Below are 26,297 nucleotides of genomic sequence, written 5' to 3' on the forward strand. Positions count from 1 at the left end.
TTACTATTCCAATGCTTTGTAAACAGTCGTCCGTGACAGGTCCAACGCTCGACTGATCGCCGCGATCGACTCACCGGCCTTCTTCATCGCCTTAATCGTCCGCTCCTTCTCGACGGTAAGCCTGACGCGCGTGCCCGGCTTCCGCCCGCCCCAGCGCTTGCCTTCCGCCTTCGCCGCGGCGATGCCCGCCAGGATGCGCTCGCCGCGCACCTCGGTCTCATATTGCGCCAGCCCCGCCAAGACGTTCGCCAACATCCTCCCTGCCGGCGTGGCCAGGTCGATCCCGTCCTTGATCGACACGAGGTTGACCTTCCGTGCCGCGAGATCGGCGAACAGCGCCGTCAGCCCTTTCGCCGTCCGTCCCAAACGATCGAGCCGCCAACAGCAGATCGCGCTGATCTCCCCTCGCTCGACGGCGGCCATGAGCTTAGCCCAGCCCGGGCGTTCCATGGTCTTCCCCGAGAACTTGTCGCGGAACCACACCACCGGCGTCCGCTGCCCCTTGGCCCACGCCTTGAGGTCGGCCTCCTGAGAGCGGAGGTCTTGAGCTTTCGTGGAGACGCGCATGTAAATCGCGATTGGCTTGGCCATGCCGCCATTATAAATTGCGTCTCGTAAATGTCGAGCTTGATCTTTAGGTCTACCAATGCACTATAGCGCACCAACTTGCACGCCGATTTGCCGGGGAATCCGTGGGCCGTCGCGAAGAAGGATCAAACTGCACACATCACACGCCCCATACGCTGAGCTGGACAGCGAGCCCGCCGCCATCCAGTAGCCATCATGGAGTTGGATCGCGAACGGGTGTTCACCCCCATGCGGAGGGCGAGGGCCGACGCGTTTGGACCTCCTCTCCTGCAGCTGATCACCACTTATTCTCGTCTTGGGCGTCGCTCGCTCCCTAAAATGCAAACTACTCCACCGCACCTGACCGCATATGCTGGCACACGGCCTCGTCATCGCGTTTCTTCTCGCCTTCGTCGGCGGTCACCTGGCCGACCAGCGAGGCGACGCCTACACGCGGCCGATGAGTCTCTTCCGTGACGTCGAGCCGGCGTGGATTGGCTACGTCATGTTCGGCCTGCTGATCGCGCTAGGAATGGAGACGGCCCGCTCGGCCGCCCGTCTTCGGTACTGGAGCCAAGCGGGAGTGAATGTCCTCATCGCTACGGCCCTGGCCGTGACCGCTCTCACGCCCTCCTTTGACTCCCTGCACGTCCTGGGGGCGAACGTCGCCATGATCACGCTGCTGGTGAACACCACGTGGCTGCTCTTTCAGCACGAGCAGTGGTTTTGGTTGGTGATTCACATCACGACTCCCGCAACGCTCGCGATGGGAGCGCTGGCCAACGGCTACGGCGTCTGGCAGAAGGGGATGATCCTCTACTTCTTGGCCACGACGGCCATTCTCAACCACTGTTTCGCTCAGTGTATGGCCCAGTCGCGGCGAGAAGAGCGAGAGCGTGCTGCGGCAGCGCGACGCCGCATGAGGCGGAAGGCGATTGCGAAGTGAGGTGTCGGGGGGCCCCATGACCAGTTGGAAAAGGGAACCACGACGGGCCGGCGTTCAGCCGCAGCAAAGGTTACTGATCGGCCCCTTCGTTTCCATAATTTTTTAATATCAAATCCGACGCACCACTGCCCCTACTGTTGGCATGGCCCACCCCCTCCGCATGGGGTAAGCCTCCACTACGCCCCACCAAAAAACGAACCCGGTTCGTTTTCTGTACACCAAACCACTGTACAAAATGGGAACTGGGTTCCCATTCCTAACATACCTAAACTACCCAAACCACCACCGAGAGCAGTGTTTCCATTGCAGACGGCTTGCCGAGAGCCCGGGAGGGGCGGCAGTCCGCATCTGCGACATGGGAACGGCGGTTCCGCGGCGTGCGGCGGTTTGGCGGAGCTGAAGGACTTTATCCGCTACTACCCCACCGACTCCCCGGAGTGGGAAGCACCGCGGCAGGCCATCCTGACCTGGCTGTAAAACCACGCTCGCCCCTCCACCCTTATAGCTTCAGTAACGCATGAGTCGTTGGAGCGGCGACGCGTCCGTGAAGGTCACACGTCGTCCGAGGCGCTCGCGAGGTTGGTTGTCGGGGGGCCCCACCGGCGTTGCCGAAAAATGAACCGCGACAGCCCGCCATCGCTCCGGCAAACAGGTAACTCATCAGGCTCGCTTCGTCTAAATTTTTTTAAAACATCTCGTCCAGGTGGTGCAGCTGGATGCAGCGCAGTGCGATGAGATGCAAGAGTCTGCAATAACGACTGCTGAACGCGCAGCGCGGCACTTTGCTATTGACCCCGCCGGCACATTTTTGTATAATCATGTCATGTGAGGCAGGGAATGCCTCCTCTCTAATCGGCGACCAATCTCGGTCGCCCACATCCCAAGGAGGTCATGATGACCAACCAGCTTGGGGAGCTGCGTCCTCCCCTCATCAACAGCCAGCGTGCTTGCGAGCTGCTCGGCATCAAGTCCCGCAAGCTTTTTAATCTCACGAAGTCGGGTGCCCTCACGTGCGTCCGACTCGCCGGCCGAGGTAAGGGCGCGGTCCGCTACGACCTCGCCGACATCGAGGCGTTCATCGCCGCCTCAAAGGAGACCGGCCGTGGCTAATCAGCGGCAGGTCGATCCTGCCTTCCGGGCGGTGCTTCACGAGCTTGGATTCAGCAACTACCGCCAATACCGCGACTCGCCGCGCTGGGCCAGCATTCGCCAGCGCGTCTACGAAAAGAAGGGACGCGTGTGCGTTGAGTGTCGCCTCAATCCGGCGGTAGAGATCCACCATCGGCAGTACGACCGTGAGACGATGGTCGGCGAGACGCTCAGGCATCTCGACCCCGTCTGTCGGCACTGCCACGACATCCTTCACGGCGACGTGCTGTGGGCCGCCGCGAGATAGGTTGGCAATTAGTTAGTTACTAGAGCATGGAGGCTCTGGCGTCGCTCGATTGGGCGACGGGGGTTATGTCGCGTCGGTTCTTTTTCCCCATCCAAAAAGAGTCGAGTAAGAAAAGCACGCGGGTTAAAAGCTCCCCGCGGCGAGGGTTGGCAAGCGAGGAAACGGTGGGTTCCCCTGACAACAGGGTTAATTCCAGGCAACGGGCGGGTAGTTGATCCCGTGCAATACGACGACGTCCTGGTCCATCATCCGACGATCTAAAACTTCCGGCATAAATCGCTTGCCTCGGCCGTCCGAAATAGTCACTACCAGCCTCCAACTAAATGCAGCGGAGCCGATTCCTAGCTAAGTCGGATGGGATGTCGGTCTGCGCTAAGCGAGGCGAAGGCTTGTCAGGTGCAATGCGTGAACGTCGCTCTTGGCGCTGGGCCAACCGGCTCGTCGACCACTTCACTCCGCACGCCAGCCAGCCCCTAGGCGGCGTTTTAAGGACCAGTTTTTTGAGGGGCGTCTGCCAGGTCGCGCTGCCCCGTTTCCTCGCGAGAGCAGGCCGCGTGGGGGTCTACAGGAGCCGTGAGTAGGGCCAACTTGGTCGACCATTTCAGCCCACGAGACTCGCCTCGCAAGTCTTGCTAGTCGTCGTCGCGACGCCGCGATTTGCCAAGCGATCTCGGCAGCATCGCCGCGCCTCTCTCACACCTCTCACCGCCGCTTCCCCTTTGCCTTGATCTCAAGGTGGGACGTAGAATTGGGTAGTGGGTAGCTAAGTGTGCAGCCCCGATATATGGGTCAAGCGAAGGTTGCAAACTCAATCGCGGTCGGCGCGATCGCACTCGCCACGCCGCAAAGGATGCCCATCCTCCAATGCCCGAATAAAGCCGCCACGGTTGTTGCCGGCAAGCCGCTGATCAGCCCGTAATAAAGGGCCATCACAAGGCGATCGTTGCCGAATGCATTCCAGACGTGCATGTGCTGGCTGAGGGCTCCGCACCACACGGCCGCCAATGTTGTGGCGACGAGAGCATCCTTGGCCGTGAACCTGAATAGCTTCATGCAGCCTATTCTACTCCCCACCCGTCGCCGATTGCATTCCCGCGCCAGCGGTTAGAATGCCGGGCATGGAACTCCCGAGAAGATTCAACCATCCCTACCGCACTCTTCGCCAAAGCGGCATGGATCGCGACGCCGCATTGGCCGAGATTCGTAAGGCCGGGGCGTCGTTCTTTGAAAGCATGGTGGCTGTCAAAGAAGTCGACGGACTTACTGTTGTCGATTCCAAAATGGCTGTTCACTGTTCCCCCGCCTGGGCGGACGAAGTCAAAGAACAGGAGCGTTTCTGGGACGAAGCCATTGCGGCACTTGAGGCGGACCCTGACCTGTCTCCCTGACCCCGGCCGGGAGGCTGGGGGCTAGGGCTGCTTGGGATCGCGTGACCACACGGTGCATCCCGCGTCACGAGGTCACTGCCCAATTCGGGTTTGATCCGCCACTAGCGGCGTCCGGAGCCCTTCTGAGCTTCCATGACGCCTTCAGCAACCGCCTTGCCCATCGCCTTCAGGCCGGGTTGGGTGTTCTCGCCCATGTAGTTCACTACGTCCTTCGCGACCGGGGCCGACTCGCCGACGAGATAGCGTTGGACCGTTCCGATATATCCAAACATGGACAAGACGCCGCCAACGAACACCATCGGCATACCGAGAAACGCACACCAAAAGAATCGAGGCGGTCCCTGTCCACCCATCGCGAGCAGGAAGCTGCCGAAAGCGATTCCTGTCAGGAGAAGTCCGGAGACCAGTATTACTGGGCCGCCGACTTGCATCGCGGTTCGGAAGCGGGAATGACCGGGCGACTGCAACCGATCCTCGTTCATGAAGGAACTCCGGGTGGTAAGCATGGCGGGGAGCCAGCCTTAGTTTAATCGCCTTTCGTTACTGGGCTATGGATCTTGGAATCGCGATTGCGATTCGGAATAGACGACCAGAGGGCCAATTCGCGCTGTGACTGGAGGCCGCCACGCCGACAGCTAACCCTCTCGCGGCCGCCAGCGACTCCGCCGCCCCTTCCGCTGCTTTAGCGTGTGATGAATGCGCGTAGGACGCTGATCCTGGGCGTTTCAGCGGGTTCGCAACGGCACCCTGATGGACCGAGGCTGGCGGCTGGCGGCAGCCGTACCGACCAGGGCTAAACCTACCATGGGGAGCGTCGCGGGCTCAGGAACTCCTACAACCGTGCCAATGAACTCAACCATGAGCGCGTTAAAGGCACCCACCGACAGATCGCTTGTCGGCGTTCCCGGCACAATGACATTGCCAATATCAAGCGAAGTCGGAAACGTGTTGACCGGGCTAGTCGGCGGGAAACCGAAGTATGTGAAGCCGAATGGCAAGTCGCCCGAATTAAAAGTTGTTCCGGGAATTTGCGCGAACCGGTTAGGATCGTTGATCACCTTGTCACCGGAGAGTGACTGCAGGTACATCCCTGCCAGCGTGCCCCCTGTATCATTCCCGAAGCGAATGTTTCCGCTCGATGGATTGTAATACGCGATCGGGGCGGCGACAGCGTCAGTGGTGAGCGCGTGCAGCAGGATCGTCAGCGTGAAAACAATGCGGTTCATCGCCGAACGCCTCCTAAGTCGGAATTAAGGCTAAGCCATCAGCATTAGTGAAATTGGCCCACGAAGCAATATGTCTAGGAGAGCACTTCGCCCGCTAACGGACTTTGCACCGCCAAACGACGAGCCGGACCTACAACCCCTACTTTATCACCCGACATCGATTGATTGCATTCCCGCGCTGGCGGTTAAGATGTGGGAATGGCGTCTCCCGACTTGATCTCCCGTGACTATTACATCGCCGCTCGCGTTGCTCTCTGCGTCTCAGTGGCGGTCCTTTCCTCTCTGGTGTTGGACCGCGGATGGACGGCTCGCGTATGCGCCGCGGCGATGCTCGGCTTTTGGTTAGCCGCCGCCTTCATTGCTTTACGACGCCCGTGGAATCCGTCGACCGTGGATCTATGGTTTTGGAAGTGGGGCTTCTTGCCTAGCTTTATCGCGGCGGTGGCGCTGGCATTGGCACTTCGCCCCTGACCCTGGCCGGAAGGCTGGGGGCTAGGGCAGGGGTGCCGAGATGAGTGTGGCGGCCACCGACTCAAGGCCGTTGACCCTTGCTTCCCGACCTAGACAGCCGAGAATATCGACATGCAACGAGCACATTTAGATCGACGCCGGACTCTTCGTGAGTGGCGTCGCCGTGCGTCCGTAGATGAATCATTGGAGCCGGGACGCTTCCGTAAAGGTCGTACTTCGTCTGGCTGCCCGCGACGCTGCGCCCACTGTCGGGCAATAAAACTCGCCCCTCGTCGGCAGGTTCTGCTTGCGGACCTCGCGTTTACGGAATCGGTAAATGACCTCGCTTCCGCCTGACCACGCCAGCCAATTGCATTCCCGCGCCGGCGGCTAAAATGCGGGGATGAGAGTCTGGACGCTTATCACGACCGACCCCGCCTGGACCGGCGTCGCCTTTTTCGTGGCGTTTTACATTCTTCAGGAAACGGTCGGCGACTCGTGGCCACAGACAATTGCCTTCGCCATCGCCGGCGTTCTCGCGATGCGCACAGTGCATCGGCGTCTACCGACTGATCCCGGCCGGGAGGCTGGGGGCTAGTAGTGCTTCTTTCTCGCTCTACGCATACTGGCCTCAAAATCTGCCAGCCGGTGGTGCAGGGGATAAGTGCCGCGGTCCAATAGGTGGGGGCAATGGGGCCGGTATAATGCCGGCGGTCGCTGGCGGCAGACGGAACTTTTTCGGGGTCGCTCTCCGCAGCTCTTCGGGAGCTGAAGGGTTTGCCGCCGGAGGCCGATTGCATTCACGCGACGGCGGTTAAAATGCGAGACATGAGCAGACAAACCAAATCAGTAATCGCATTTTTGGCAGCGATTTTTTGCACCGTTGCCATGCTCGTCGTGTGGGCAAAATTTGGTGGGGTCGTTTCCTTAGTCGTAGCTCCGATCCTGGGAGTTGCTGCGTTTCGCTTCGTTCGGGTCGGCCGCGTCCATTGGAATGCCTCCGCCTGACCGCCCGCGAGCCCGACGCCTAACCCTCTCGCGGCCGCCAGCGACTCCGCCGCCCCTTCCGCTGCTTTAGCGTGTGATGGATGCGCGTAGGACGCTGATCCTGGGCGTTTCAGCGGGCGGCATTCCGACGTCGTCGAGGAAGCGCCAGCACTCCCAACATCATGATCGTTATGCTCGCCGGTTCTGGAATGGAGTACTCGACCATGTAGCACTTTACCCAACTCCGTAAACCCCGTGAGTACTCTCCGGGCAGGTCGTTCCATCGCGTAACGTTCGGAGTTCCTCGGCCAATCGCAAATGTTGCGAAGTCCTCGTTGTTTCCCAAATAGCCGCGGTTGCTCGGCTCCCAATATTCATTACGTTCGCGGTTCGCGCCCCAGGACTCAAAACCGAAGGCAACGCCAGTAATGACAGGATTAGTACTCTCAGTTCGCCAGAAGAGCTGACCTGCTTCCGGTCCGGTTACCCAACGCCACTCTCCCTCGATCGCGGAGTCGCTTGCTCCCATCCATACACCATAGTCTGCTCCTTTTCCGAACGTGTAGTCGATGAAATCCTGTTCCGCTTGCGACGTAATGGTGACCAGATGTCCGGGAATGCCTTGGTACGATTTCGCCCCTGCCGCGGCACTTGACTCAGCAAAAGTGAGTGTAGCTGAGCCGAACCTAATCAACTCGTAGTAATGGCCGTTGGTTGGATTCTGGACCACCGTGTTAAAGAGTTTGGATTGCGGTAGCTGTTGGGCGGCGATCGGGGCTACCGCTACAAGAAATATTCCGAAGAACACCGCGGTCCAGCAAGCAGCGCGAGGCGCACCCTCAGCGCAAAGAAGTAGTCGCAACACACGTTGGCACATGAAGAGCTGCCTCAGTTCCTGCCCTGGGCGAAAGTGTGACCCTTGCGGTTTGCGATGTCAACCAAATATCGCTGAGGGCAGCTGTTGCTGATGCCCAATGCCTTTCAGGGCTGCACGGAATCAGCGCGGGGTAGCTGAAGGGATAGTAGTACGCTGGCTTGGCCGCTGGCTCTTTAGGTGGTTCGTCTTCCATGCCGGCCACGATACCACCGCCGCTGAAAACCTACACTCGCTAATCGTACATCTTGCGGCCAGAGCGCCGGTGACGCCCAAATCGGAGGCAGGAAACGGGAAAATTTGCGGCCAGGGAGCGGGAGCGGTAGAGTGGCGGGCATGCTCCAATCCCTCGTCATTGCCGTTGCTCTACGAGACTCAGTACCTTGGATTCCGGTGCTGATAGTCATCATCGCGCTCTCGGCGTATGGGATTGTAATTAGACTCCCACACTCTTCACGTTGGGACGTCGACTACCACGATGACGACGACGAATCCTAAGCCCCTCACGCCGCCTTTCCCGCCTGCAAGTCCGCGAGCGTGATCGCAGCGAACCGCTTGCGAGCGTCCGCCACGAGGCCAGCCATCGCACCTTGCATGACGCGGCCAGCCTTGGCGGGCATGTGCGATAACTCGACCGTTCCGTTGTTGGCCAACGGTCCCTCGACCGCCTCAATGATCTCCAAAACGGTGATCTTACTGGCGGGCTTGGCGAGCTTGTATCCGCCATAGAGGCCAGCAACGCCGACGAGGACGTTGGCTTTGGTCAGCGAATTGAGCAACTGGGCAACGTACTTATCTGGCAGCCCCGACGGCTCGCACACGTCGCTACACTTGACGAGTTTATCTGCCTTGACCGCCGCAAGGTACAGGCAAGCGGTTATGGCGTAGGGGGTTTTGGTCGTCAGCTTCATCGTGGAACCTCATGGATAGGAGATTCCACTTTACGCAGGTGAAGCTAGGCGAATCAAGGCAGCGGGCCTAGTAACTGCGGACGACCTGCGCCTCTGGGAACAGTCGCTTGAGGCCGTCGATCGTTTGCTCGCCATCGCCCTTCGTATCGACGTAGATGAACCTGACCGGCTCATCGCCTAGCAGGGAACGGAAGGCATTGAGCGGCAGCGGCGTCGGAGAAGGATCGTCAGGAGCCTCACGGGCGAAGATGAAGATGTGGCCAGACTTCAGTGCCCACTTTCGTTGGAGCACCGTGCCGAACTGCCACGCGATCACTGCCGCGATGGCTGTAGCGGCCAGCATGACGCGTAGGGTGAAGCGGGGGCGGGGCATGGGCTTAGATTGTATCACTCGCCAAAGTTAGCCAGCCGCGCCGGACGATGCGGGAACGGCTCGTCCATCATCGTCGGCGGCCAGCTAGCGAAGCGACGCCCTAAAGATCCCGGCGATAATGGCGACCACGGCCGTTACCGTCAGCAGACGGCGGACCGTGAATCTCTCGGGCATGGCCCAGCGGCAGAGCGACCCAGCTGCAATGAGCACCAAGCCGTCGATGAGTACCGTGAAGATGAACCTCGGTCCGTTCATGCCCCTTAATATAGCGGGTGGGGAAGTCGCCCGCTAACTCCGCTATACTAGCGGCATGCTCACCTACCTCCGCTACGCCCTGGCGACGTTCTGCTTCGCGGCGAGCGTTGCTTGTTTGACGTTGTGGATTTGCGGTTATGAGTACAATCTGGAAATCTCTCCAGCAAGCTGGTGCGCGCGAGTCGATGGGAGTCGCGGTCTGGGGTGTATCGCGATCGAGCCCAGTTTGTTCCATGAAAAATACATTCTACATGTGAGCGTGGAGAATACTTCTCCCAAAGCGTGGTTTGAAGACCAGATAATCGGGAAAGGGAGGTTCGGGGCCGTGGGTGGCGGCGTTTACTTCCCCCTCTGGTACCCCGCCTTAGTCTTCGCCCTCGCTGGCGTCGGCGTGATTCGCTTCCGTCGCCAGTTCTCGATTCGCTCAGCGCTAATCGCCTTCGCCATCGTCGCCGCGTTATTGGCGATGCCGCTGATGCTTTAGCCTTTAGGAATGCCCTAGGATCGATCCGCCACGCCGGCACCCCATCGGGGTTTTGCTATATTGCCGCAATGGCCAAGTATGTCCGCTACGCTCTGGCGACTATTTGCTTCGCAGCGAGCGTGGGCTGCTTGGCGTTGAGGTGGCGGAGTTGCGAGCGGTGGGAAATCCTTAATGGCCCAATCTATGTGACGCAGAGCCGGATGCTGAACTTACAGTCATTCTCCGGCACTGGATTGATACTGCTTGTGTCTGAGAACATGGGCGTGAGCCCATCGTGGATCTATACTCCAATGGGGCGTCCTGAGACTCGTCACGACAATGTATCACAGCGTATGAAGAGCCACGGCTCGTTCGGCTCTTTAGGGCCTGCCGTCTATTTCCCCCTCTGGTACCCCGCCCTAATCTCCGCCCTCGCTGGAGTAGGTGTTCTCCGCTTCCGGCTACGGTTCTCGATTCGCTCGGCACTTTGTACGACAACTATCGTTGCTGTTTTGATTGGGATGGCGGTGATTCTATAATCGGAACCAGACGGCCGGGTGTTTATTGCTATGGAAATGCCGATGACAACTCCTCGACTGATATCCATAGCATTTTGGTGTTTAGTATTCGTTGGCTGCGTTGCCACTGTGAGTTCCGCAATTCCTGACGGGCAGCCGTTCCTCGCCTTAGCTGGACTTGTGGGCATGCGGTTCTGTTGGAACAACGTGGCTGCCTATTAGCCGCAGTCGCCCATGGCTGTCGCGTTGATGTGCTGTTTGGAACTGCGTAGGTGTTGTAGGCGTCGTCGATGTTCAAGCTTCTCCGTTATAGCTTGGCGACGTTCTGCTTCGCGGCGAGCGTCGGGTGCTTGGCCATATGGTGGCGGAGCATGACCTACCACGAGAAAGTCTATGGGCCACTTCCAGACCTGACCCATCGGGTTGTGTTGAATGCTCATCACGGATACGGAAAGCTCCACGTCACCAGACTGCCACCGGGTAGCATTCCCTGGACTAGTTGGTCGGTCAAATACCTTCCTCATCAACCTGATCTGTTCGGAGTAAGAAAACGGGGTAGCGACAGAATTGGACAGTTCAAAAATAATATCTACTTCCCCCTCTGGTATCCCGCCCTCATCTTCGCCCTGGCTGGCGTCGCCGCCGTAAGGCTCGGCCGCCAATTCACTATCCGCTCGGCAATCATCGCTACGACGATCGTGGCTGGGCTGTTGGGGATGGCGGTGATTCTGTAGGAACACCACCGGGTGGCGGTTAAGATGCGGGGCTATGGCGCTCTCTAAGCGAATTTTGCTCCAAATGCTCTTAGACGCCGGAGGCGTTGCGAAAACATACCCGTTTCTCTCGACGGGGCAGATGGGCCAACTGCAAGAGTTGCTCCGCGATGACTTGGTCGTGCAAATTTCTATGCCTGCAGGCTTTGATGAGGTGCGGATCACAGACAACGGTCGGGAGTGGCTTGCCGGCGACGAATGCACCCCCTGACACTGACCGGGAGGCTGGGGGCTAGGGCAGGGGTGCCGAGATGAGTGTGGCGTACGACAAACTCACTGATACAATGCCGGCATCCAACTCTTCTCGGGAGCATTCATGCACTCTTTCCCATATTGGTTGCTGACCGCGATGGCCCTCGGAGCGCTACTGGGATCCTTCATTCATCCGAGTTGGATCGAGATTTTAATTGTCTGGGCAGTGCTGACAGCCGCCTGCTCTTTTTGGCGTCGCATGAACAATCGACGTGCCTTGGCAACGCGTCACGCCTGACCACGCTCGCCAATTGCATTCCCGCGCCGGCGGGTAAAATGCCGAGCATGGAACGACGCTTTCGGATTGGCTTGAGATTGCTGCTACTGGGCACCGCACTCTTCGCGGTTTGTGTTGCTTGGCTGGCTGAACTCAATCGCTTACGCAAGGCAGAACTCGGCCAAGTTAGGATCGGCCTGGAGGCGAAGTTAGACGCACAGCTATTGCGACAACGACACTTCTTAAATCAGGTGTCTGACCCCGTGCAAAAACCAGCTGGTCAACGAATGCTTCCCACCGTGAACCGCGAAATTGCAGATCTCAAAAGGGAGCTATCCGACCTTGGCGAATAACGCTCATCCTGACCCCGGCCGGGAGGCTGGGGGTTAGGGCTGCTTCTTTCTCGCCCTACGCATGGTGCCCTCAACCTCTGCGAGCCAGTGGTGCGGGGTTAGGTGTGGCGGCTTGGATAGCGCCTGGCTAAGGTCGCGCCTGACGGTTGGATTTGCCAATTCGGAGTAGAGCAATACCAGTAGCGACGGCGGCGGCAAAGGGCGTGAAGAAAACGACCGGCCTATTCCTAATCTGCAACCCCCGGTCCAACAGGTAGGCCATGCCGATGCCGGCACCGACTGAGATGGCCACGATCGCGACAGCTCGGAGGGCGGTTTTCATAAGGCCACTTTATCCCTGCTGGACCAGCTCACATTCCCGCGCCGGCGGTTACAATGCGAGGTATGGCTAGATGGCTTTTCTTCTCCGCCGTTCGTATCGTCGCCCTTTGCTTGGTGGCTGCGGCCGTGTACGTCGCCGTTTACGTCCCGATGATGAACATGTTCTTTCAGAAGGGTCCAGAGGGTCTGCTGATAATCGGACTGTCGATTATGGCAGCTTTTAAATGCGCCAAGTTTGCGGACAGGCGACTTCCGCGGGCCGCCTCGCCTGACCCCAGCCGGGAGGCTGGGGGCTAGGGATTACCCGCCTACAGCGAGCCATCGACTAGGTTTGGTCGATAATCTGGTCCGCCTTGTGCTCCAGAGCAAATGCCTCGGCGATCTGTAACGCTTCCGCCCTCGTCTCCGCGGCCGCGGTGGCGACGATGCGAATGCCGTTCTTTGCGGTGACCAGATACGCGGGCTGGATCCAGACGCTACGGTTGTTGCGGCCGATATGGCTGAGTTGGCGTTTGCTCTTGTTGTGGCTCATAGCGGTCACGGTACCATCGCCACAGAAAACCTACGCTCGCTCATCGACATCTTGCGGCCAGCGGGCTGGTGGAGCCCAAATCGGAGGCAGGAAACAGGAAAATTTGCGGCCAGGGAGCGGGAGCGGTAAATTGACAAAGGCGTCTGTTGGCGCGGAAACCAATTTTTTCCTAGTCGAGAACGACTCGCATGACACGCACTCTCGTCCTCGCAATTGTCGCGTTGTTGACCCTCAACAATGCCACGTTAGCAGGACCGATTTTTGGAGTTAAGGGCGTCGGACCCAACTGGAATGACGGCTACTCGTTCTTTGTTGACGGCGACGATCTTAATGGCGCCTTTGACACAATCTACTTCCAAGCGAAGATCTTCAGGGGAACGTTCATCAATACCAATAGCGGCTCCGTCGTGGCTGGCGTCCCTCGTCCCCCCGGCGATCTCTTCACCTACCCAAACCGCATGATCACCGCCGATCCGCTTGATTTTCCAGGCGCGTTGGGCCTGACCCAAGTTGGACTGATCAATAACGCTCAGGAGCTCTCGTACACGGCCGGCAAACTCGGCGGCACGATCAGCACCGGTGCTGAGCCCAACGACAACCTGTTCCTCGGCAACGTCATGCTGAGCCTCGGCGGAGGGCTGGACTGGCGGGTCGAGCTAATCTCAGCGGGGAACATAGTGGGCCTAGGGTACGGCCGGCTACCCTTTCCGGAACCGACTGGTTTGGCGCTCATTGCAGTGAGTCTCGTTGGCCTGCTTACCTCACGCCGCCTTTCCCGCCTGCAAGTCCGCCAGCGTGATCGCAGCGAACCGCTTGCGAGCGTCCGCGACGAGACCAGCCATCGCACCTTCCATGACGCGACCAGCCTTGGCGGGCATGTGCGACAACTCGATCGCCCCGTTGTTGGCCAACGGCCCCTCGACCGCCTCAATGATCTCTAGGACGGTAATCTTGCTCGCGGGCCTGGCGAGCTTGTAACCGCCATAGAGTCCAGCCACGCCGACGAGGATGTTCGCTTTGGCCAGCACGTTGAGCAACTGGGCGACGTATTTATCAGGCAACCCGCTCGGCTCGCACACGTCGCGGCACTTGACGAGTTTATCTGTCTTGACCGCTGCAAGGTACAGGCAAGCGGATATGGCGTAGGGGGTTTTGGTCGTCAGCTTCATCGTGGAACCTCATGGATAGGAGATTCCACTTTAGGCAGGTGAAGTTAGGCGAATCAAGGCAGCGGTCGTAATGGCTGCGGACGACCTGCGCATCTGGGAACGGCCGCTTCAGGCCGTCGATCGTCTGCTCGCATTGTCCCTAATCTGCAACGAGCAAGTGGGGGAAGGGGGCGATGTCAAAACGCTGCCAAGACCTCACCCATGACAAGTCCTCCGTGAAGGAGGGTTGCATACGCTCAAGTCATTCTCGCGCCCATGCGTTCTTCGCCTGGGTGAACTCATTATTGGCCCACAAAGTTAAAAATTCCTATGTCACTGACGAAGAGATGCTATCACTCTTCACAGCACACTACCTCGTGACCGGCATGACGCAAATCGCTAAGGGCGGACCGAGAGCTGCGAGGGCGATCGCAAGAATTCGCCAGTCCCAATGTTTGACCGCGGCGTAAAACACAAACGGCCATCCAATCCCGCCGAGAACTAGGAACATCCCTGACGCCCACCCACATCTAAGGTATTCGCACCAGAAGAATAATGCACCCAGCAAGAAGCACGCGTTTCCAAAGATCGACGGAAACGAAAACATCGGTGCGCCCTCAATGTAATTGAGCAAGGGAGAACGACTCTAACTTCCCTACACTACACCGTCGTCTTTCCAATCAATTAACCGATGCATCTCACGAACCGGCGGCAACAGCCGGGAAAGTTTTGCTGACGGGGAGCTGGGGCGGTAGAGTGGCGAAATGCTTCAGTCGCTTGTCATTGTCGCGGCACTGTGGGACCTGATCCCTTGGATTCCTGTGCTCGTAATCATCGCCGTGCTCTCAGCGTTCGGGATCGTCTACCGCGGCCCTCGCTCGTCGCGATGGGATGACGACTACAAAGACAAACCATAAGCCCCTAACGCCGCCTTCTCGTCACCGCAAGTCCGCGAGCGTGATCGCAGCGAACCGCTTGCGAGCGTCCGCCACGTGGTGAGCTAACGCGGCTAGCGATGCGGCAGCTAACCATCGCGCCGGGTTTTTCCTAAAAGCGTGTTGCTAGGAAAGTTTTTTCGCCGCTAACAAGACGCAGTATCCTACTGCGAAGGCAGCGGCGGACGTGGCCATGACGCTGACCATCGAGACCAGGAAGGAAGTAAACCAATCGAGTCCGGTGCCCTTCCGTACTTCATATCGCCACGCCAGAACGGCGCTTACGACAAGTATGATAGCCGCGAAGCCAAGGTAGCGTGGCTCCAGAGGGGCGTGTCGAGAAACTCGCCGCCAAATCAAGAGCGCGAAATAAACACCACTGAACGCACCGTATTTGAGGGCGACGTTTCTGGAGTTCAGTTCCATGCGCCTCACTATAGCGGGAGTGCGGTCAGGAGGGGTTTACGAACGCGCGGCGGACGTTCCACAGAACGTAAGCGGCCAGCCCTAGAGGACCGACAATGATTGCCGCGACGAACAGGGCTGGTTGGATGGCTTTTCTCATGCCCATCACTATAGCGGGTGGGGAAATCGCCTGCAAACTCCGCTATACTTGCAGCCATGCTCGCCTACCTCCGCTACGCCCTGACGTCCGCCTTCTTCGCGGCGAGCGTAGGCTGTTTGGCGTTGTGGTGGAAAAATGACAGATTTATATTCTGCGACTATGTTGGCACGACACATCAGTTCGGCATCCGCGCTGAGGCGGGATTCGCTGATGTATATCTTCTGACATTGGACAACTCACCACGCAACCGCGGATGGTTCGTGAACGCCGGGCCAATTTTTTCACCACCGTGGTTCTCCTACGGTCTATCTGTCCAAGGAAATTTTGGCAGTGACGCAGACGGCGTCTACTTCCCCCTCTGGTATCCAGCCTTAGTCTTTGCCCTCGCAGGCGTAGCTTGCCTGCGACTCGGTCGCCGCTTCACGCTTCGCTCGGCGATCATCGCCACGACGGTCGTGGCTGGGTTGTTGGGGATGGCGGTGGGGCTGTAGGAACGCGACCGAGTGGCGGTTACGATGCGGGGCATGAAGCCACGATATCGCCTTACGATAAAGCTTTCGCGTTTGTCAAACCGTGAAGGCGATGTCAGCGACGCTTCCACCCAAGCGGATGAACGGCGATTGCAGATCAACTTGCGCGGCATCTTGTCAGCGTTTGCATGGGCAGCCGTTTGGGGCGTGGGCTGGGCATGGAGCGAACGGCTTCTCGGCGGAAGTTATCGCTCTGTTGCTGATTATGCGGGACAAGTCGCTTTTTGCTTACTGCTGCTTGTACCACCCGCCGCAGCGATTGGGGCACTGGTGGGGCGGCAATTGCTCGGAATTGTCTGCGGAATGGCTAGCGTCTTCTCACTTGGCTTATGGATACTTCTCAACAACTTGTAGTGTCCACCCTCGCCATCGCCCGCCCGTCGCCAGCGGGTTTGCGTCGAGCCTGATCACGCACTCACCCATTCTTCGGTCGGGAAATCCTGCTCGTCACTCCCAACAATCCAACACTCCAGACCGCCAGGAAGCATGAACTCGGCTCTGGGATCATCACCACCCAACCTTCCCACTGCCCCATCGGATTAACGCCAACTCCAACAATGACTCGACCGTCGTCCGAGACATCCTCGGCGCGATAGAGTGACCACCCCGCGATATCGACGCCCGAGGACATCAATATGTCCTTCAGACTTCGCATCCCGCCAGCCTCACTCCACACGAATGCTTCGGGCCCACTGTCGGCGCTGGCTTCGCCAACGATGATCCGCCCGTCACCAGATACTCCATAAGCTCGACTCGACAGTGACCCGCCGGGTAAGTCGCCGATGCCATGCGGCGGCCCTGGAGTAAAAATAGTTGCTTCGGTCCCATATGGACCGGATGAGTGGCCGACAATCGTGGTGCCATCGGCCGAAATTGCCTCCGCGACGCTCGATGAGCTTTGGGGCAATGCACCCAGTCCGGAGGCGTATCCCTTGGGATCAGCATTAGGGATCCAGCCGACCGCTTCCGGATTGAGAGCGGAAAAGAAGCTGCCGACGCCAACTGCGATCAACCCATCCGCAGACAGAGACTTTGCCGACTCAAAAACGGGCCCCCTGCCGGTCCGGCCGATGTTCACGCCAGCGCGGAAAGCGAAGAAGGGCTCGTTCGTCGCTTGATAGCGCGTGCCGGCGACGATGCTCCCGTCTGCAGACACGGCAAAAGCTGTAGATGTGAAGGAGGGAGGCTCGATGTCGGTCATCGTGCCATTCACCCAGCGAAAAGCAGTTTGCCCTCCCTGGGGCGGGGTGGTCGGGATGAATGAGGGAATATTTGCAAAGCCGACGATAACGCTGCCATCGTACGACACATCCAAGGCCGAACTCTCGTATATCCCGCCCGCCAAGTCTCCCAGTCCGACGATTCCGCCCTGAACCGTCCAGCGAATAGCCTCCAGGCCACTGGCGGACGCCGACTGACCGACAACCGTCGTGCCGTCACCCGACACCGCATGGGCGTAACTTGCGGTCGCTCCATCGGGCAGGTCGCCAAGGCCGAAGAAGGACGCTCCATGAACCGAGAGTGAGCCTGCGCTCCCGAGCAGGAGAAGGACGACAGTCATCGCGTTTTTCATTAGCGGAATTCCTGAGGCATAGGGGCTGAGTCGACGTGAGCATATGCCATCGTTAAATAAACGCCAACCGTGTTGGACCCAGGCGTAGTTGGCGTTTCCCTTCGGCGGCACGCCATACTGCCGGCGCACGTCGTCAACGCCTATCACAACCGGGCGATCGCCACGCAAGAAGTGATCGACGAGCTGATCAAGCTCGCCAAAGAGATGGAGGCCGCGGGCAAACGGGGCGAGAACCTGGGGCTGACCGATGACGAGGTGGCGTTTTACGACGCGCTCGCGGCCAATGAGTCGGCGTTGGAGGCGATGGGTGATGACAAGCTGAAGGTGATTGCCGCCGAGCTGATTACTCAGGTGCGCAAGAGCGTCTCGATCGACTGGACGCTTCGCGAGAGTGCCCGTGCGAAAATCCGGGTGATGGTGAGGCGGATTCTTAGCAAACACGGCTATCCGCCGGACCTGCAAGCTGAGGCCGTGCAGACGGTGCTGAAGCAAGCAGAGCTTCTTTGTGCGGACTGGGCGATGGAGTGATCGGAATGTTACCTAGAGTCCCCGCAATACCTAAGTTTGGCGAAGGGTCGTTTCCTATATTGCGCAAGCCACCTAAACGACCATTCGCGATCCCCTAGAGCCAGCAACGTTTCGCTGCAAAAATGGGAGAGCGTCCGAAGGGGCACAGTATGAGCCTCGCAGATTCTCGACGCCATGGATGGCTGCTTGCTTAGCGTCGCCCCCTCTAGCTTCCTAATGCGGTTGCGACGAATGGAGTTTGATCATGCACCCGCGCCGATGTCGTTGCGAAACGGTCTGTGAAGTAAGTGCCAGCCTCAGTGGCCCCTGCTGCGCGCTGACCGCGCACCTACGCCAAACCCCAGCGACTGGGGCTCGACTTCCCCATCAACGGCTTGCTCCGAGTAGGACTTGGCCGCTGTCTGCCACCGGGAGACCCGAGTGGCGTCGACGATCGCGCGCGTTTGCGGTCGTTAGACGAACCGCCGATTGAGAGATCGGCGGCTCAGCACCCTACAGTCCCGTGCGATCATTCTTCGGTCGAGTGACCGCGGTCGCATACGTGTACGCGTAGGTGAATTTATTTAACACAGGGGCTGGGCTATGACCCATCAAGTATCCGAACGCGCGCGCGCATGTTTTAGTGTAATTCCGGACCTCGACGCATCGGCCACATGGATCACCCGCACTGAAGCAGACGTGGTGAGCATGGCCAACGTTGCTGAACCAACTCCGCGTTGGGATGGCATCAATTTGCACTTTGCGGGCCAGACAGTCTTCATTGGACGCCGCAACGCAGCTGTAACGGAGTTGCTCGACTCTTTCCAGTCGCACGGATGGGCACCGTTTGTGGTGGACCCAGTGCGATGCGAGCCTGGTGATGTTCAGCGTCGACGGTCGGCTGTTTGCACGGCCAATCGGAAGCAAAAGCTCATCAAGTTTTCTTGTGCGGGGGACAAGAGGTCAGTTGCTTGGTCCGCGCGTGCCAATGACGAAGGGTAAGACGCCCAAAGATACGCCGAATAAAATCTGCCGAAAACAGCCTGATGTGATCGGACCGCGAGAATGTCTGTTGTCTCGCGTTCGCCGGCCCGTAGACCCGTATTACCTCGCTCCCGTCTAAGAGCGACACTTTACTCGCCAAATTCAGATGCCAAAAACAACGTCCTCTAGGCAGCCGGAAAACCAAACGCCACTAAAGGACGCGTCCGTGCCGAAGTTCAGTCGCAAGCCTGTATGGAATGGATATGTACTTGCCTTCTCTGGCAAGTCGGCGGTGATTGGACGACGCTCCGCCCGCATTGTCCAACTGCTGGACGAGTTTCAGAAGTCGGGATGGCAAACGGCCGTCCAAGTTGAGCTGGATGAAAACGATGTCGTAGGTCAGCTCCGACGGACCGCCGTTCACTCTCTAAACAAAAAGCAGTCCGTAATCCGGTTCACCAGTGAGGGAGATAATCGGTCAGTTGCGTGGCGTCCTGCTAACGCAGATTAAACGAAGACGTTATGCAGTGGCTATGCGATCCGAATAGTGGCCTACGACCGCACGTGAGATAATCTGCTTGCACCGGCGCCGTGGATCGCTTGTGCATCTTAAGTCGCAAGACCGCAGCAGCCGTGCTGAAATGAACTGTAGTAAAGGATAAAAATGCCACCCCTTCGTTCTGATGACATTCTCGATCCGATCCTGATGACTCGCGAGGAGACAGCCAAACTATTGCGTTGCTCCCGTCGTTTCGTTGACGGCCTGCTCGCCAACGGCGTTCTTCCGAAAGTCAAGCTTGGCACGAAGTCGCTCATTCGTCGCGATGACGTTATGGCGTACATCGCGGGCTGCGTGGGAGGAGAAAGCTGATGATGGACCTCAACGCCGCCTCCCAAGCAGTGCGTAGTCACGCAACTCCCCAGTTAGTTTGTTTATCCAATGTTGTGCCGCGAGCCGTCGATTGGCTGTGGCGAAACCGCATTGCCGTCGGCAAGGTGACTCTGCTCGCGGGCGACCCGGGGCTTGGAAAGTCGTTCGTCTCACTGGACATCGCCTCAAGAGTGAGCACCGGAGCCCCTTGGCCCGACGAGCCCGATGTCACCCGTACGCCGGCCGATGTGATCTTGCTGTCCGGCGAGGACGCCTTGGACGATACCGTGCGTCCTCGGGTGGACGCCATGGGGGCGGATTGTGACCGGATTAAGGCATTGCAAGGCATCATTGTTTCCCACTCCAGGGCAGGGGACCCAGAGCGAGGAGTCGATCTGTCAAAGGACATCGCCGCATTAGACGAAGCGATGGACCAAATGAACGATTGCAAGCTCGTGGTAATTGACCCGATCAGCGTCTACCTGGGCGACGCCAACTCCAATGACAACGGTGAGGTTCGGCGCGTGCTGAGCGGACTTACCCGTTTCGCCGAGCGGCGCAACGTCGCCGTGCTCCTAATCACGCACCTTCGGAAGGGCGAGGGCTCGCCAATCAACCGTGTCATCGGATCCATCGGTTTCGTTGCGGCGGCGCGGGCGGGATTGATCATCGTGAAAGACCCGCAAAACCATGATCGCCGCCTGATGCTGCCGTTAAAAAACAACATCGCGCCCGACAACGGCGGCCTAGCGTACTCGATTCCGCGCGAGGGCGACCAGAGCGGGACGGTCTGTTGGGAGCCCGATCCGGTGCTGCTCGACGCCGGCGATGTCCTTGCGACGCCTCCGAAGAGGAGGGGACCCTGTCCGGGCGTTCGCGACCACGCGAAGGCGTGGCTACTTACCTTTCTCAAAGAAGGCCCGCAGCCTACTGCGACGATTGCCGCAAGAGCAAAGGAGTGCGGCATTAGCGAGGCGACCTTGAGGAGGGCACGTGAAGAGCTGGGCGTCACCTCTACGAAGTGGGGGCATGCATTCTGGTGGCAGCTACCGGACAATGCTCTTGCGCTGGAGGGTGTGGATGGTCAACAAGCACAACCTGAGCAACTTGACGGACCCGATGACGGGTGGGCATAGGTTGCTCAAGTAGCTCAGGTTTTTCGGGTTAGGGCGGCCATTGGTTGGATGCCACACGAATGGCTTTTCCAACGCGTGGCCAAATTACTCGCTTCCTCGTGCCGAGCGTCATTTTGACGCAGTTGGACGGCATGCGAAGGACGCACCTCATTGATTTAGGAGAGTTTAAATGGCTTCATTATCAAACGATTCTGGCGGGCGTCGGCGTATTCTCTTTTACGACTCAAATGGAGACCGCCATGCAATTCGCCTGGGCAAAGTCAGCAAGAAGACAGCAGAAACTGTCAAGAGTCACGTCGAGCATCTAGTTGGCGCGCAAATGGCCTCGACGGCCGCGCCGCAAGAAACTCAGAGGTGGGTCGCAGCTTTAGGCGATGAGCTATATCACAAGCTCGCCCACGTCGGCCTAGTCGCGGAACGTGTGCGTACGACGCTGGGTGAGTACTTGCATAACTTCATCGAGTCACGCACCGACGTGAAACCTCTCACGATGGATAAATACCAAACCACGAGACGTTACCTCATCGACTACTTCCAAGCCGACAGGCGACTTGAGCGGATCGGTAAGGCCGACATTGACGAATGGCGTCGTGATCTTGCCGGGACCCGAGCGGAGAACACAGTCAGAAAGCATATTGCAATCGCGAAGGTGTTCTTTGGCGCAGCCCTGAAGAAAGGTCTGATCTCTGAAAATCCGCTGGATGGCCAAAAAGCCACGATCTTGCCGAATGACAGCCGTTTCTTTTTCGTGACGCCCGAAGTCACGAATCGCGTGATCGCGGCTTGTCCTGATGCGCAGTGGCGTCTGATCGTCGCTCTGGCACGCTACGGGGGGCTGCGGTGCCCGTCGGAGATTTTGGGACTAAAATGGTCGGACGTTGACTGGGAAGGAGATCGGATCCGTGTCGTTGCCCCGAAGACTGAGCATCACGTCGGCGGCGGTAAGAGGTACGTCCCCATGTTTTCCGAACTCAAGAAGTACCTTGATGAGGTCTGGGACGAAGCCGCCCCTGCAACAGAATTCGTGATTACCCGTTATCGCGGGTCTAACGCCAATCTGAGGACTCAGCTGAGGCGAATTATCCGCAAGGCGGGCGTCAGTCCGTGGGAGAAAATCTTCCAAAACTTGCGCAGCAGTCGCCAGACCGAACTGGAAGAAAGCTTCCCGCTCCATGTAGTCTGCTCGTGGCTCGGGAACTCCGTGAGGGTAGCGCAACGACACTACCTCCAGGTCACTGACGCCCACTTCGCGAAGGCGGTCGGTAAGACGGCGCAAAATGCGGCGCTGCCTACGGCTGCAGGCCCCTGCACCGAAGCACCCGGCATGAGCGAAGAGGTTGGAAAACACGGCGATTTGCAGGCTCCTGCAACCGCGTGCGTTAGTGTTCATCCGTACAGAGTAGCCGAGGCGGGAGTCGAACCCGCACGGGGGTTGCCCCCCACTGGATTTTAAGTCCAGAGCGTCTGCCATTCCGCCACTCGGCCAGCATGGGCGCCGCCGCGACGACGCCTTGCGGGCATTTGATCATTCGGCGTTTTCACACGCAAGTCAGCTCGCGACCGCTACGACGGGGGCGATTCCCATGGCGCCGCCAGTCCATGAAACGGCCCGGCTTCGTCATTGAGATTTGTCTGATACGATAGCTCGGGCAAGCCTTTAACGCTCCGTTCTCTGTCGACCCGCCCCCGTCAAAATCGTGAAGCGAGCATCGCCGCTCGCCAGCGGTCATCCCGCCCTGCCAATAACTGGAACCGCATGGATCAAGCGTTCATCACCAGCAATGCCGCCATACTCGCCATCCTTACCGGCATCTGCGCGTTCTATTTTTGGCTAGAGCGGGCATCGCGTTGGAGACTGTTTCAATATGTGCCGCCCCTCGTGTTCATCTACCTGACGCCCGTCGTGCTGGCCAATAGCGGGCATCTGCTCACGTTCCTGCGTTCGAGCATCGGCGGCGCGGCCGCAACCAATCCGTCGACGCCAATCCCTAACGTGTTGCCCACGGCTTCGCCGGCATACGACGTGATTAAAGAGTTCGCGTTGCCAATGATGCTGGTGCTGATGCTGCTCAACGTCGACGTCGCCCGCGCGATTCGGGTCGTCGGCAAAGGAGTCGGCGTCATGCTGGTTGGCTCGATTGGCGTCGTCGTGGGCGCCGTCGTCGGTTATGCCTGCGTGATGCATTGGCTTGGGCCGGACACCTGGAAATCGTATGGCGCGTTAACCGGAAGTTGGGTGGGCGGCACCGGGAATCTTGCTGCGGTGAGCGAGGCGCTCGACGCCAACGGCACGGAAGTCGGCTTGGCGGTGTTGGCCGATACCGCGCTGCTGTTGGTATGGCTGCCTTTGATGCTCGCCTCCAAGAAGATTGCCGGGCCCTTCGCTCGGTTCGCGCGGGTTGACGCAGATCGGGTGGCCCACCTCGACGCGGCGGCCATGGCTGAGCAGGAGACCTCGCCGCCTCCCACTTACCAGGATTTTCTGCTATTGCTCTTCATTGCGTTCGCCGTGACGGCATTCTCCCAGACGTTGACCGCGACGATCTCGGCTCAGCTGGCGGCGCACGAGCTTGCGTGGCCCGTGCAATTCAGCGAAAGCACCTGTCGCATCCTGTTGATTACGACTCTTGGGCTGTTGCTATCGTTCACGCGGCTGCGGAACGTCCCGTCGAGTCGCCACCTCGGCATGGCGCTCGTGTTCATCTTTATGGCTCAGACCGGCGCCACCGCTGATTTGGCCAAAGCGGCCGAGCAGGCCGTCCCGTTCCTGATTGGCGCGGCAATCTGCATTTCCATCCACGGTCTATTCATTCTGACCGCTGCGAAATTCATGCGCGTCGATATCCACACGGCGGCCGTCGCCAGCGCGGCGAATATCGGCGGCATCGCGACCGCGTCATGCGTCGCAGCCCACCATAAGGAGAGCCTGATGCCGGCGGGCATCTTGCTCGCCTTGCTGGGCTACGCGATCGGCAACTACGCCGGTCTGCTCGCCGCCGCAATTTGCGAAAGCCTGTGAGCTGCGGATGCCGCCGCCACGGAGTCGCTGCACTACAACTGATCCGGCCGCTCTGCAATCGGCTGCCCCGCTCCGCTCGCGATCCGATTGATCGCGTTCAGCTGGGCACAGGTGCTCGCCTCGACCGTATCCGTCGATGTGCCGCGGCCGCGATATAACTGGCCATTGTACTCCAATTCCACCATCGCTTCGGCGACAGCGTCTTTGCCGCGCGTCGCACTCTGCACGCGGTAATCTCGCAACACGGCGGTGATGCCGGTCAGCGTCTCGATCGCATGAAACAACGCGTCGAGCGGACCGTCGCCGTACGTCTCGGTCTGCCTCTGCTCTTCATTCCCGCGACGCACGGTGAGCGTTACCGTGGGAGACTCGCCGCTGGAGGCCTTGATCTCATATCCCACGAACTGCCAGGCGTCGAATACTTCGGCGTTGCGCTGCTCGATGAGAGCGGCAATGTCGCCATCGTAGATTTCCTTCTTCTTATCGGCCAGTTTCTTGAACGCTTCGAAGACCGAGTCGAGATGCTCCGGCGTCAGGTGGTAGCCGAGGGCCGTCGCGCGGTCGGCCAATGCGGCTCGTCCGGAGTGCTTTCCAAGCACCAAGTCGGTCTTCGTGAAGCCGACGTCCTCGGGCCGCATGATCTCGTAGGTCGATCGCTCCTTGAGCATCCCGTCCTGATGGATGCCCGCCTCGTGAGCGAAAGCGTTGCGGCCGACGATCGCCTTGTTCCGCTGCACGACCATGCCGGTGATGCCCGAGACGAGCCGGCTAGTGGGAACCAATCGCGGCGTGTTGATGCGGGTCGACGCCTGGTAATAGTCGTGCCGCGTGCGGAGGGCCATCACGACTTCTTCGAGCGAGCAGTTGCCGGCCCGCTCGCCAAGGCCGTTGATCGTGCATTCGACTTGCCCAGCGCCGGCCTCGATGGCCGACAGGCTGTTGGCCACGGCCAGGCCGAGGTCGTTATGGCAGTGAACGCTGATCACCGCTTTGTCGATATTCGGCACCCGCTCACGGAGGTTCCGAATGACGCCGCCGTAGTGGGCCGGCGTCGCATAGCCGACGGTGTCGGGAATGTTGACCGTCGTCGCGCCGGCGGCGATGGCGGCTTCGACGACGCGGCAGAGGAAATCGGGCTCGGTGCGGGCGGCGTCCTCGGGAGAGAACTCGATGTTGTCGCACAGGTTACGTGCCCGCTTCACGCCGGCGATGGCTCGCTCGACGATTTCGTCCATCCCCATGCGGAGCTTGAACTCGCGATGGATCGCGCTCGTGGCGAGGAAAACGTGAATGCGCGTATCGGGCGCCCCCTTGAGCGCTTCGCCGGCGCGGTCGATGTCCTTCTCGTTGCAACGCGCCAGGCCGCAGATCGTGGCGCCGCGCACCGTGTGGGAGATGCGCCGCACTGATTCAAAATCGCCTGGCGATGCAATTGGAAAGCCCGCCTCGATCACGTCGACGCCCAGATCGACCAGCGCCTGCGCGACCTCAAGCTTTTCGTCGAGGTTCATGCTGCAGCCCGGCGACTGCTCGCCGTCGCGGAGCGTCGTGTCGAAAATGATGATGCGGCGCGCTTCGGTGGTGGACATGGCGATTGGAAACGGAGTGATGAAGTGAGTAGGTGAGTAAGTAGCCGTTGAAGCCCGTGGACGTCATCCTGAGCGGAGCGAAGAAGCTGGAAGCTCGCTTGGCTCGCTAGATCTTTCGCTCTGTTCAGGATGACTCTACCAACAAAAAAACCCCGAAGCCTCTTGGCTTCAGGGTTCCGGCAATTCTCGCGATCAAGATGCAGACGAACCCTAAGCCATGCCCCCGGCAAGTAGCAGTAGCAGCAGGCTGTTGAGGTTCGGAGCTAACATCGAACTTTGCTTCGGTCGGCTTTCTATCGACAGCGGTTCACTGTCCAGCATCTGTTCTAACTGACCTGCCAGCGCGGGTCAAGGTTCGGCGGGTTTTCCGATCCGCGGTTAGCTATTGGGCGATGAAAAACCGGGAGTCGCTGCCGCCAGGCCCGATTTCAAACCGCACGCGCTTCGCGCACCGGGGGCAGTGGCCGATATACTCCGTGCCGGCCCGGTTGGCGTAAATGCGAGAGTAAACGTCGCAGCACGCGAACTGCACGCCAAGGTAGCGTGAGGATTCGCGCCGCCCGTCCGTCGCTGAACCCGTCGGAGCGGGGGCGGGGCTGCACAAATCAAGAAGTTGGCCGTTCATTGCGGCGCCTCTT

At 59.2% G+C, this 26,297-nt stretch carries 31 protein-coding genes, 1 tRNA gene and 1 pseudogene; 18 read left to right on the plus strand and 15 right to left on the minus strand.

Going from position 1 to position 26,297, the window contains the following annotated elements:
- Positions 1–3 precede the first annotated feature (3 nt).
- Positions 4–591: a recombinase family protein gene (locus I41_RS07790; RefSeq protein ID WP_145432012.1), complete on the minus strand. Its 588-nt coding sequence runs from the start codon at positions 589–591 to the stop codon at positions 4–6.
- Positions 592–937: 346 nt separating this feature from the next.
- Here I41_RS07790 and I41_RS07795 point away from each other — a divergent pair, with 346 nt between their 5' ends.
- The 3 genes from I41_RS07795 to I41_RS07805 all read left to right on the plus strand — a co-directional run bounded on the left by I41_RS07795 (position 938) and on the right by I41_RS07805 (position 2,909).
- Positions 938–1,513: a hypothetical protein gene (locus I41_RS07795; protein ID WP_145432013.1), complete on the plus strand. Its 576-nt coding sequence runs from the start codon at positions 938–940 to the stop codon at positions 1,511–1,513.
- Positions 1,514–2,407: 894 nt separating this feature from the next.
- Positions 2,408–2,623, plus strand: coding sequence for a helix-turn-helix transcriptional regulator (locus I41_RS07800; protein ID WP_145432014.1), 216 nt, complete (start codon positions 2,408–2,410; stop codon positions 2,621–2,623).
- Positions 2,616–2,909, plus strand: a complete 294-nt coding sequence (locus I41_RS07805; protein WP_145432015.1) for a hypothetical protein — start codon at positions 2,616–2,618, stop codon at positions 2,907–2,909. Before I41_RS07800 ends, I41_RS07805 begins: the two co-directional genes overlap by 8 nt.
- 789 nt (positions 2,910–3,698) lie before the next feature.
- Here the strand turns inward: I41_RS07805 and I41_RS07810 are convergent.
- Positions 3,699–3,962 (minus strand): hypothetical protein, encoded by a 264-nt coding sequence (locus I41_RS07810; protein ID WP_145432016.1) that lies wholly within the window; start codon positions 3,960–3,962, stop codon positions 3,699–3,701.
- A 65-nt stretch (positions 3,963–4,027) separates the two neighbouring features.
- On the opposite strand from I41_RS07810, the gene I41_RS07815 reads away from it, so the two are divergent.
- Positions 4,028–4,297, plus strand: coding sequence for a hypothetical protein (locus I41_RS07815; protein ID WP_145432017.1), 270 nt, complete (start codon positions 4,028–4,030; stop codon positions 4,295–4,297).
- Positions 4,298–4,398: 101 nt separating this feature from the next.
- Here the strand turns inward: I41_RS07815 and I41_RS07820 are convergent, their stop codons facing one another.
- Positions 4,399–4,803, minus strand: coding sequence for a hypothetical protein (locus tag I41_RS07820; RefSeq protein WP_145432018.1), 405 nt, complete (start codon positions 4,801–4,803; stop codon positions 4,399–4,401).
- A gap of 219 nt (positions 4,804–5,022) precedes the next feature.
- Positions 5,023–5,523 (minus strand): PEP-CTERM sorting domain-containing protein, encoded by a 501-nt coding sequence (locus I41_RS07825; RefSeq protein WP_145432019.1) that lies wholly within the window; start codon positions 5,521–5,523, stop codon positions 5,023–5,025.
- Between the two features lie 198 nt (positions 5,524–5,721).
- On the opposite strand from I41_RS07825, the gene I41_RS07830 reads away from it, so the two are divergent.
- Together I41_RS07830 and I41_RS07835 are read left to right on the plus strand one after the other, a co-directional pair.
- A complete protein-coding gene (locus tag I41_RS07830; protein WP_145432020.1) occupies positions 5,722–5,994 on the plus strand; it encodes a hypothetical protein in 273 nt (90 codons plus the stop codon).
- Positions 5,995–6,376: 382 nt separating this feature from the next.
- Complete coding sequence (locus I41_RS07835) at positions 6,377–6,571, plus strand: hypothetical protein (protein ID WP_145432021.1); 195 nt, start codon at positions 6,377–6,379, stop codon at positions 6,569–6,571.
- A 519-nt stretch (positions 6,572–7,090) separates the two neighbouring features.
- Here I41_RS07835 and I41_RS07840 read toward each other — a convergent pair.
- The 4 genes from I41_RS07840 to I41_RS27150 all read right to left on the minus strand — a co-directional run bounded on the left by I41_RS07840 (position 7,091) and on the right by I41_RS27150 (position 9,373).
- Positions 7,091–7,837, minus strand: coding sequence for a lectin-like protein (locus I41_RS07840; RefSeq protein WP_145432022.1), 747 nt, complete (start codon positions 7,835–7,837; stop codon positions 7,091–7,093).
- Between the two features lie 500 nt (positions 7,838–8,337).
- Positions 8,338–8,745 carry an RrF2 family transcriptional regulator gene (locus tag I41_RS07845; RefSeq protein WP_145432023.1) on the minus strand — a complete coding sequence of 136 codons (408 nt, stop codon included), beginning with the start codon at positions 8,743–8,745 and terminating at the stop codon, positions 8,338–8,340.
- Between the two features lie 67 nt (positions 8,746–8,812).
- Positions 8,813–9,118 carry a hypothetical protein gene (locus I41_RS07850; protein WP_145432024.1) on the minus strand — a complete coding sequence of 102 codons (306 nt, stop codon included), beginning with the start codon at positions 9,116–9,118 and terminating at the stop codon, positions 8,813–8,815.
- 84 nt (positions 9,119–9,202) lie between these two features.
- Complete coding sequence (locus I41_RS27150) at positions 9,203–9,373, minus strand: hypothetical protein (protein WP_168206761.1); 171 nt, start codon at positions 9,371–9,373, stop codon at positions 9,203–9,205.
- Positions 9,374–9,428: 55 nt separating this feature from the next.
- On the opposite strand from I41_RS27150, the gene I41_RS07855 reads away from it, so the two are divergent.
- The 4 genes from I41_RS07855 (at position 9,429) to I41_RS07870 (ending at position 11,949) form a co-directional block, all read left to right on the plus strand.
- The gene (locus tag I41_RS07855) at positions 9,429–9,857 is read left to right on the plus strand and encodes a hypothetical protein (RefSeq protein WP_145432025.1); all 429 of its coding nucleotides are present in this window, start codon (positions 9,429–9,431) and stop codon (positions 9,855–9,857) included.
- Between the two features lie 868 nt (positions 9,858–10,725).
- The gene (locus I41_RS07860; RefSeq protein ID WP_145432026.1) at positions 10,726–11,088 is read left to right on the plus strand and encodes a hypothetical protein; all 363 of its coding nucleotides are present in this window, start codon (positions 10,726–10,728) and stop codon (positions 11,086–11,088) included.
- Positions 11,089–11,122: 34 nt separating this feature from the next.
- The gene (locus I41_RS07865) at positions 11,123–11,338 is read left to right on the plus strand and encodes a hypothetical protein (protein WP_145432027.1); all 216 of its coding nucleotides are present in this window, start codon (positions 11,123–11,125) and stop codon (positions 11,336–11,338) included.
- Between the two features lie 179 nt (positions 11,339–11,517).
- Positions 11,518–11,949 carry a hypothetical protein gene (locus I41_RS07870; protein WP_145432028.1) on the plus strand — a complete coding sequence of 144 codons (432 nt, stop codon included), beginning with the start codon at positions 11,518–11,520 and terminating at the stop codon, positions 11,947–11,949.
- Between the two features lie 646 nt (positions 11,950–12,595).
- Here the strand turns inward: I41_RS07870 and I41_RS07875 are convergent.
- Both I41_RS07875 and I41_RS28495 read right to left on the minus strand, forming a co-directional pair.
- Positions 12,596–12,802, minus strand: a complete 207-nt coding sequence (locus tag I41_RS07875; protein WP_145432029.1) for a hypothetical protein — start codon at positions 12,800–12,802, stop codon at positions 12,596–12,598.
- A gap of 761 nt (positions 12,803–13,563) precedes the next feature.
- On the minus strand, positions 13,564–13,971 hold the full coding sequence (locus I41_RS28495; RefSeq protein WP_145432030.1) for an RrF2 family transcriptional regulator: 408 nt from the start codon (positions 13,969–13,971) through the stop codon (positions 13,564–13,566).
- 743 nt (positions 13,972–14,714) lie between these two features.
- Between I41_RS28495 and I41_RS27155 the strand changes: the two genes are divergently transcribed.
- Positions 14,715–14,867 (plus strand): hypothetical protein, encoded by a 153-nt coding sequence (locus I41_RS27155; protein WP_168206762.1) that lies wholly within the window; start codon positions 14,715–14,717, stop codon positions 14,865–14,867.
- 144 nt (positions 14,868–15,011) lie between these two features.
- Here the strand turns inward: I41_RS27155 and I41_RS07885 are convergent, their stop codons facing one another.
- The gene (locus I41_RS07885; RefSeq protein WP_145432031.1) at positions 15,012–15,311 is read right to left on the minus strand and encodes a hypothetical protein; all 300 of its coding nucleotides are present in this window, start codon (positions 15,309–15,311) and stop codon (positions 15,012–15,014) included.
- Positions 15,312–15,506: 195 nt separating this feature from the next.
- Between I41_RS07885 and I41_RS07890 the strand changes: the two genes are divergently transcribed.
- Entirely contained in the window at positions 15,507–15,941 is a 435-nt protein-coding gene (locus I41_RS07890; protein WP_145432032.1) for a hypothetical protein, read from the plus strand.
- 33 nt (positions 15,942–15,974) lie between these two features.
- Entirely contained in the window at positions 15,975–16,334 is a 360-nt protein-coding gene (locus I41_RS07895; protein ID WP_145432033.1) for a hypothetical protein, read from the plus strand.
- Positions 16,335–16,395: 61 nt separating this feature from the next.
- Here I41_RS07895 and I41_RS07900 read toward each other — a convergent pair whose 3' ends face one another.
- Positions 16,396–17,553, minus strand: a complete 1,158-nt coding sequence (locus tag I41_RS07900) for a PEP-CTERM sorting domain-containing protein (RefSeq protein ID WP_145432034.1) — start codon at positions 17,551–17,553, stop codon at positions 16,396–16,398.
- A 69-nt stretch (positions 17,554–17,622) separates the two neighbouring features.
- On the opposite strand from I41_RS07900, the gene I41_RS07905 reads away from it, so the two are divergent.
- From I41_RS07905 to I41_RS28500, 4 genes and pseudogenes are all read left to right on the plus strand, one after another.
- Positions 17,623–18,081: a type I restriction enzyme endonuclease domain-containing protein gene (locus I41_RS07905; RefSeq protein WP_246133833.1), complete on the plus strand. Its 459-nt coding sequence runs from the start codon at positions 17,623–17,625 to the stop codon at positions 18,079–18,081.
- Positions 18,082–19,708: 1,627 nt separating this feature from the next.
- Positions 19,709–19,915, plus strand: coding sequence for an excisionase family DNA-binding protein (locus I41_RS07910; RefSeq protein WP_145432035.1), 207 nt, complete (start codon positions 19,709–19,711; stop codon positions 19,913–19,915).
- Entirely contained in the window at positions 19,915–21,051 is a 1,137-nt protein-coding gene (locus I41_RS07915) for an AAA family ATPase (RefSeq protein ID WP_145432036.1), read from the plus strand. The genes I41_RS07910 and I41_RS07915 overlap by 1 nt, the downstream gene beginning before the upstream one ends.
- Positions 21,052–21,370: 319 nt before the next feature.
- A pseudogene (locus I41_RS28500) lies at positions 21,371–22,282 on the plus strand (tyrosine-type recombinase/integrase); the annotation flags it as partial.
- A gap of 169 nt (positions 22,283–22,451) precedes the next feature.
- On the opposite strand, the gene I41_RS07925 reads toward I41_RS28500, so the two are convergent.
- Positions 22,452–22,536, minus strand: a tRNA-Leu gene (locus I41_RS07925).
- 271 nt (positions 22,537–22,807) lie between these two features.
- On the opposite strand from I41_RS07925, the gene I41_RS07930 reads away from it, so the two are divergent.
- Positions 22,808–24,070: a DUF819 family protein gene (locus I41_RS07930; RefSeq protein WP_145432037.1), complete on the plus strand. Its 1,263-nt coding sequence runs from the start codon at positions 22,808–22,810 to the stop codon at positions 24,068–24,070.
- Positions 24,071–24,102: 32 nt separating this feature from the next.
- Here I41_RS07930 and I41_RS07935 read toward each other — a convergent pair whose 3' ends face one another.
- Together I41_RS07935 and I41_RS07940 are read right to left on the minus strand one after the other, a co-directional pair.
- Positions 24,103–25,659 carry a 2-isopropylmalate synthase gene (locus tag I41_RS07935; protein ID WP_145432038.1) on the minus strand — a complete coding sequence of 519 codons (1,557 nt, stop codon included), beginning with the start codon at positions 25,657–25,659 and terminating at the stop codon, positions 24,103–24,105.
- Positions 25,660–26,041: 382 nt separating this feature from the next.
- Positions 26,042–26,284, minus strand: a complete 243-nt coding sequence (locus I41_RS07940; RefSeq protein ID WP_210421127.1) for a hypothetical protein — start codon at positions 26,282–26,284, stop codon at positions 26,042–26,044.
- Between the last annotated feature and the right edge of the window lie 13 nt (positions 26,285–26,297).

Origin of the sequence: Lacipirellula limnantheis (assembly GCF_007746075.1) — a bacterium.
GTDB classification, from domain to species: Bacteria; Planctomycetota; Planctomycetia; order Pirellulales; family Lacipirellulaceae; genus Lacipirellula; species Lacipirellula limnantheis.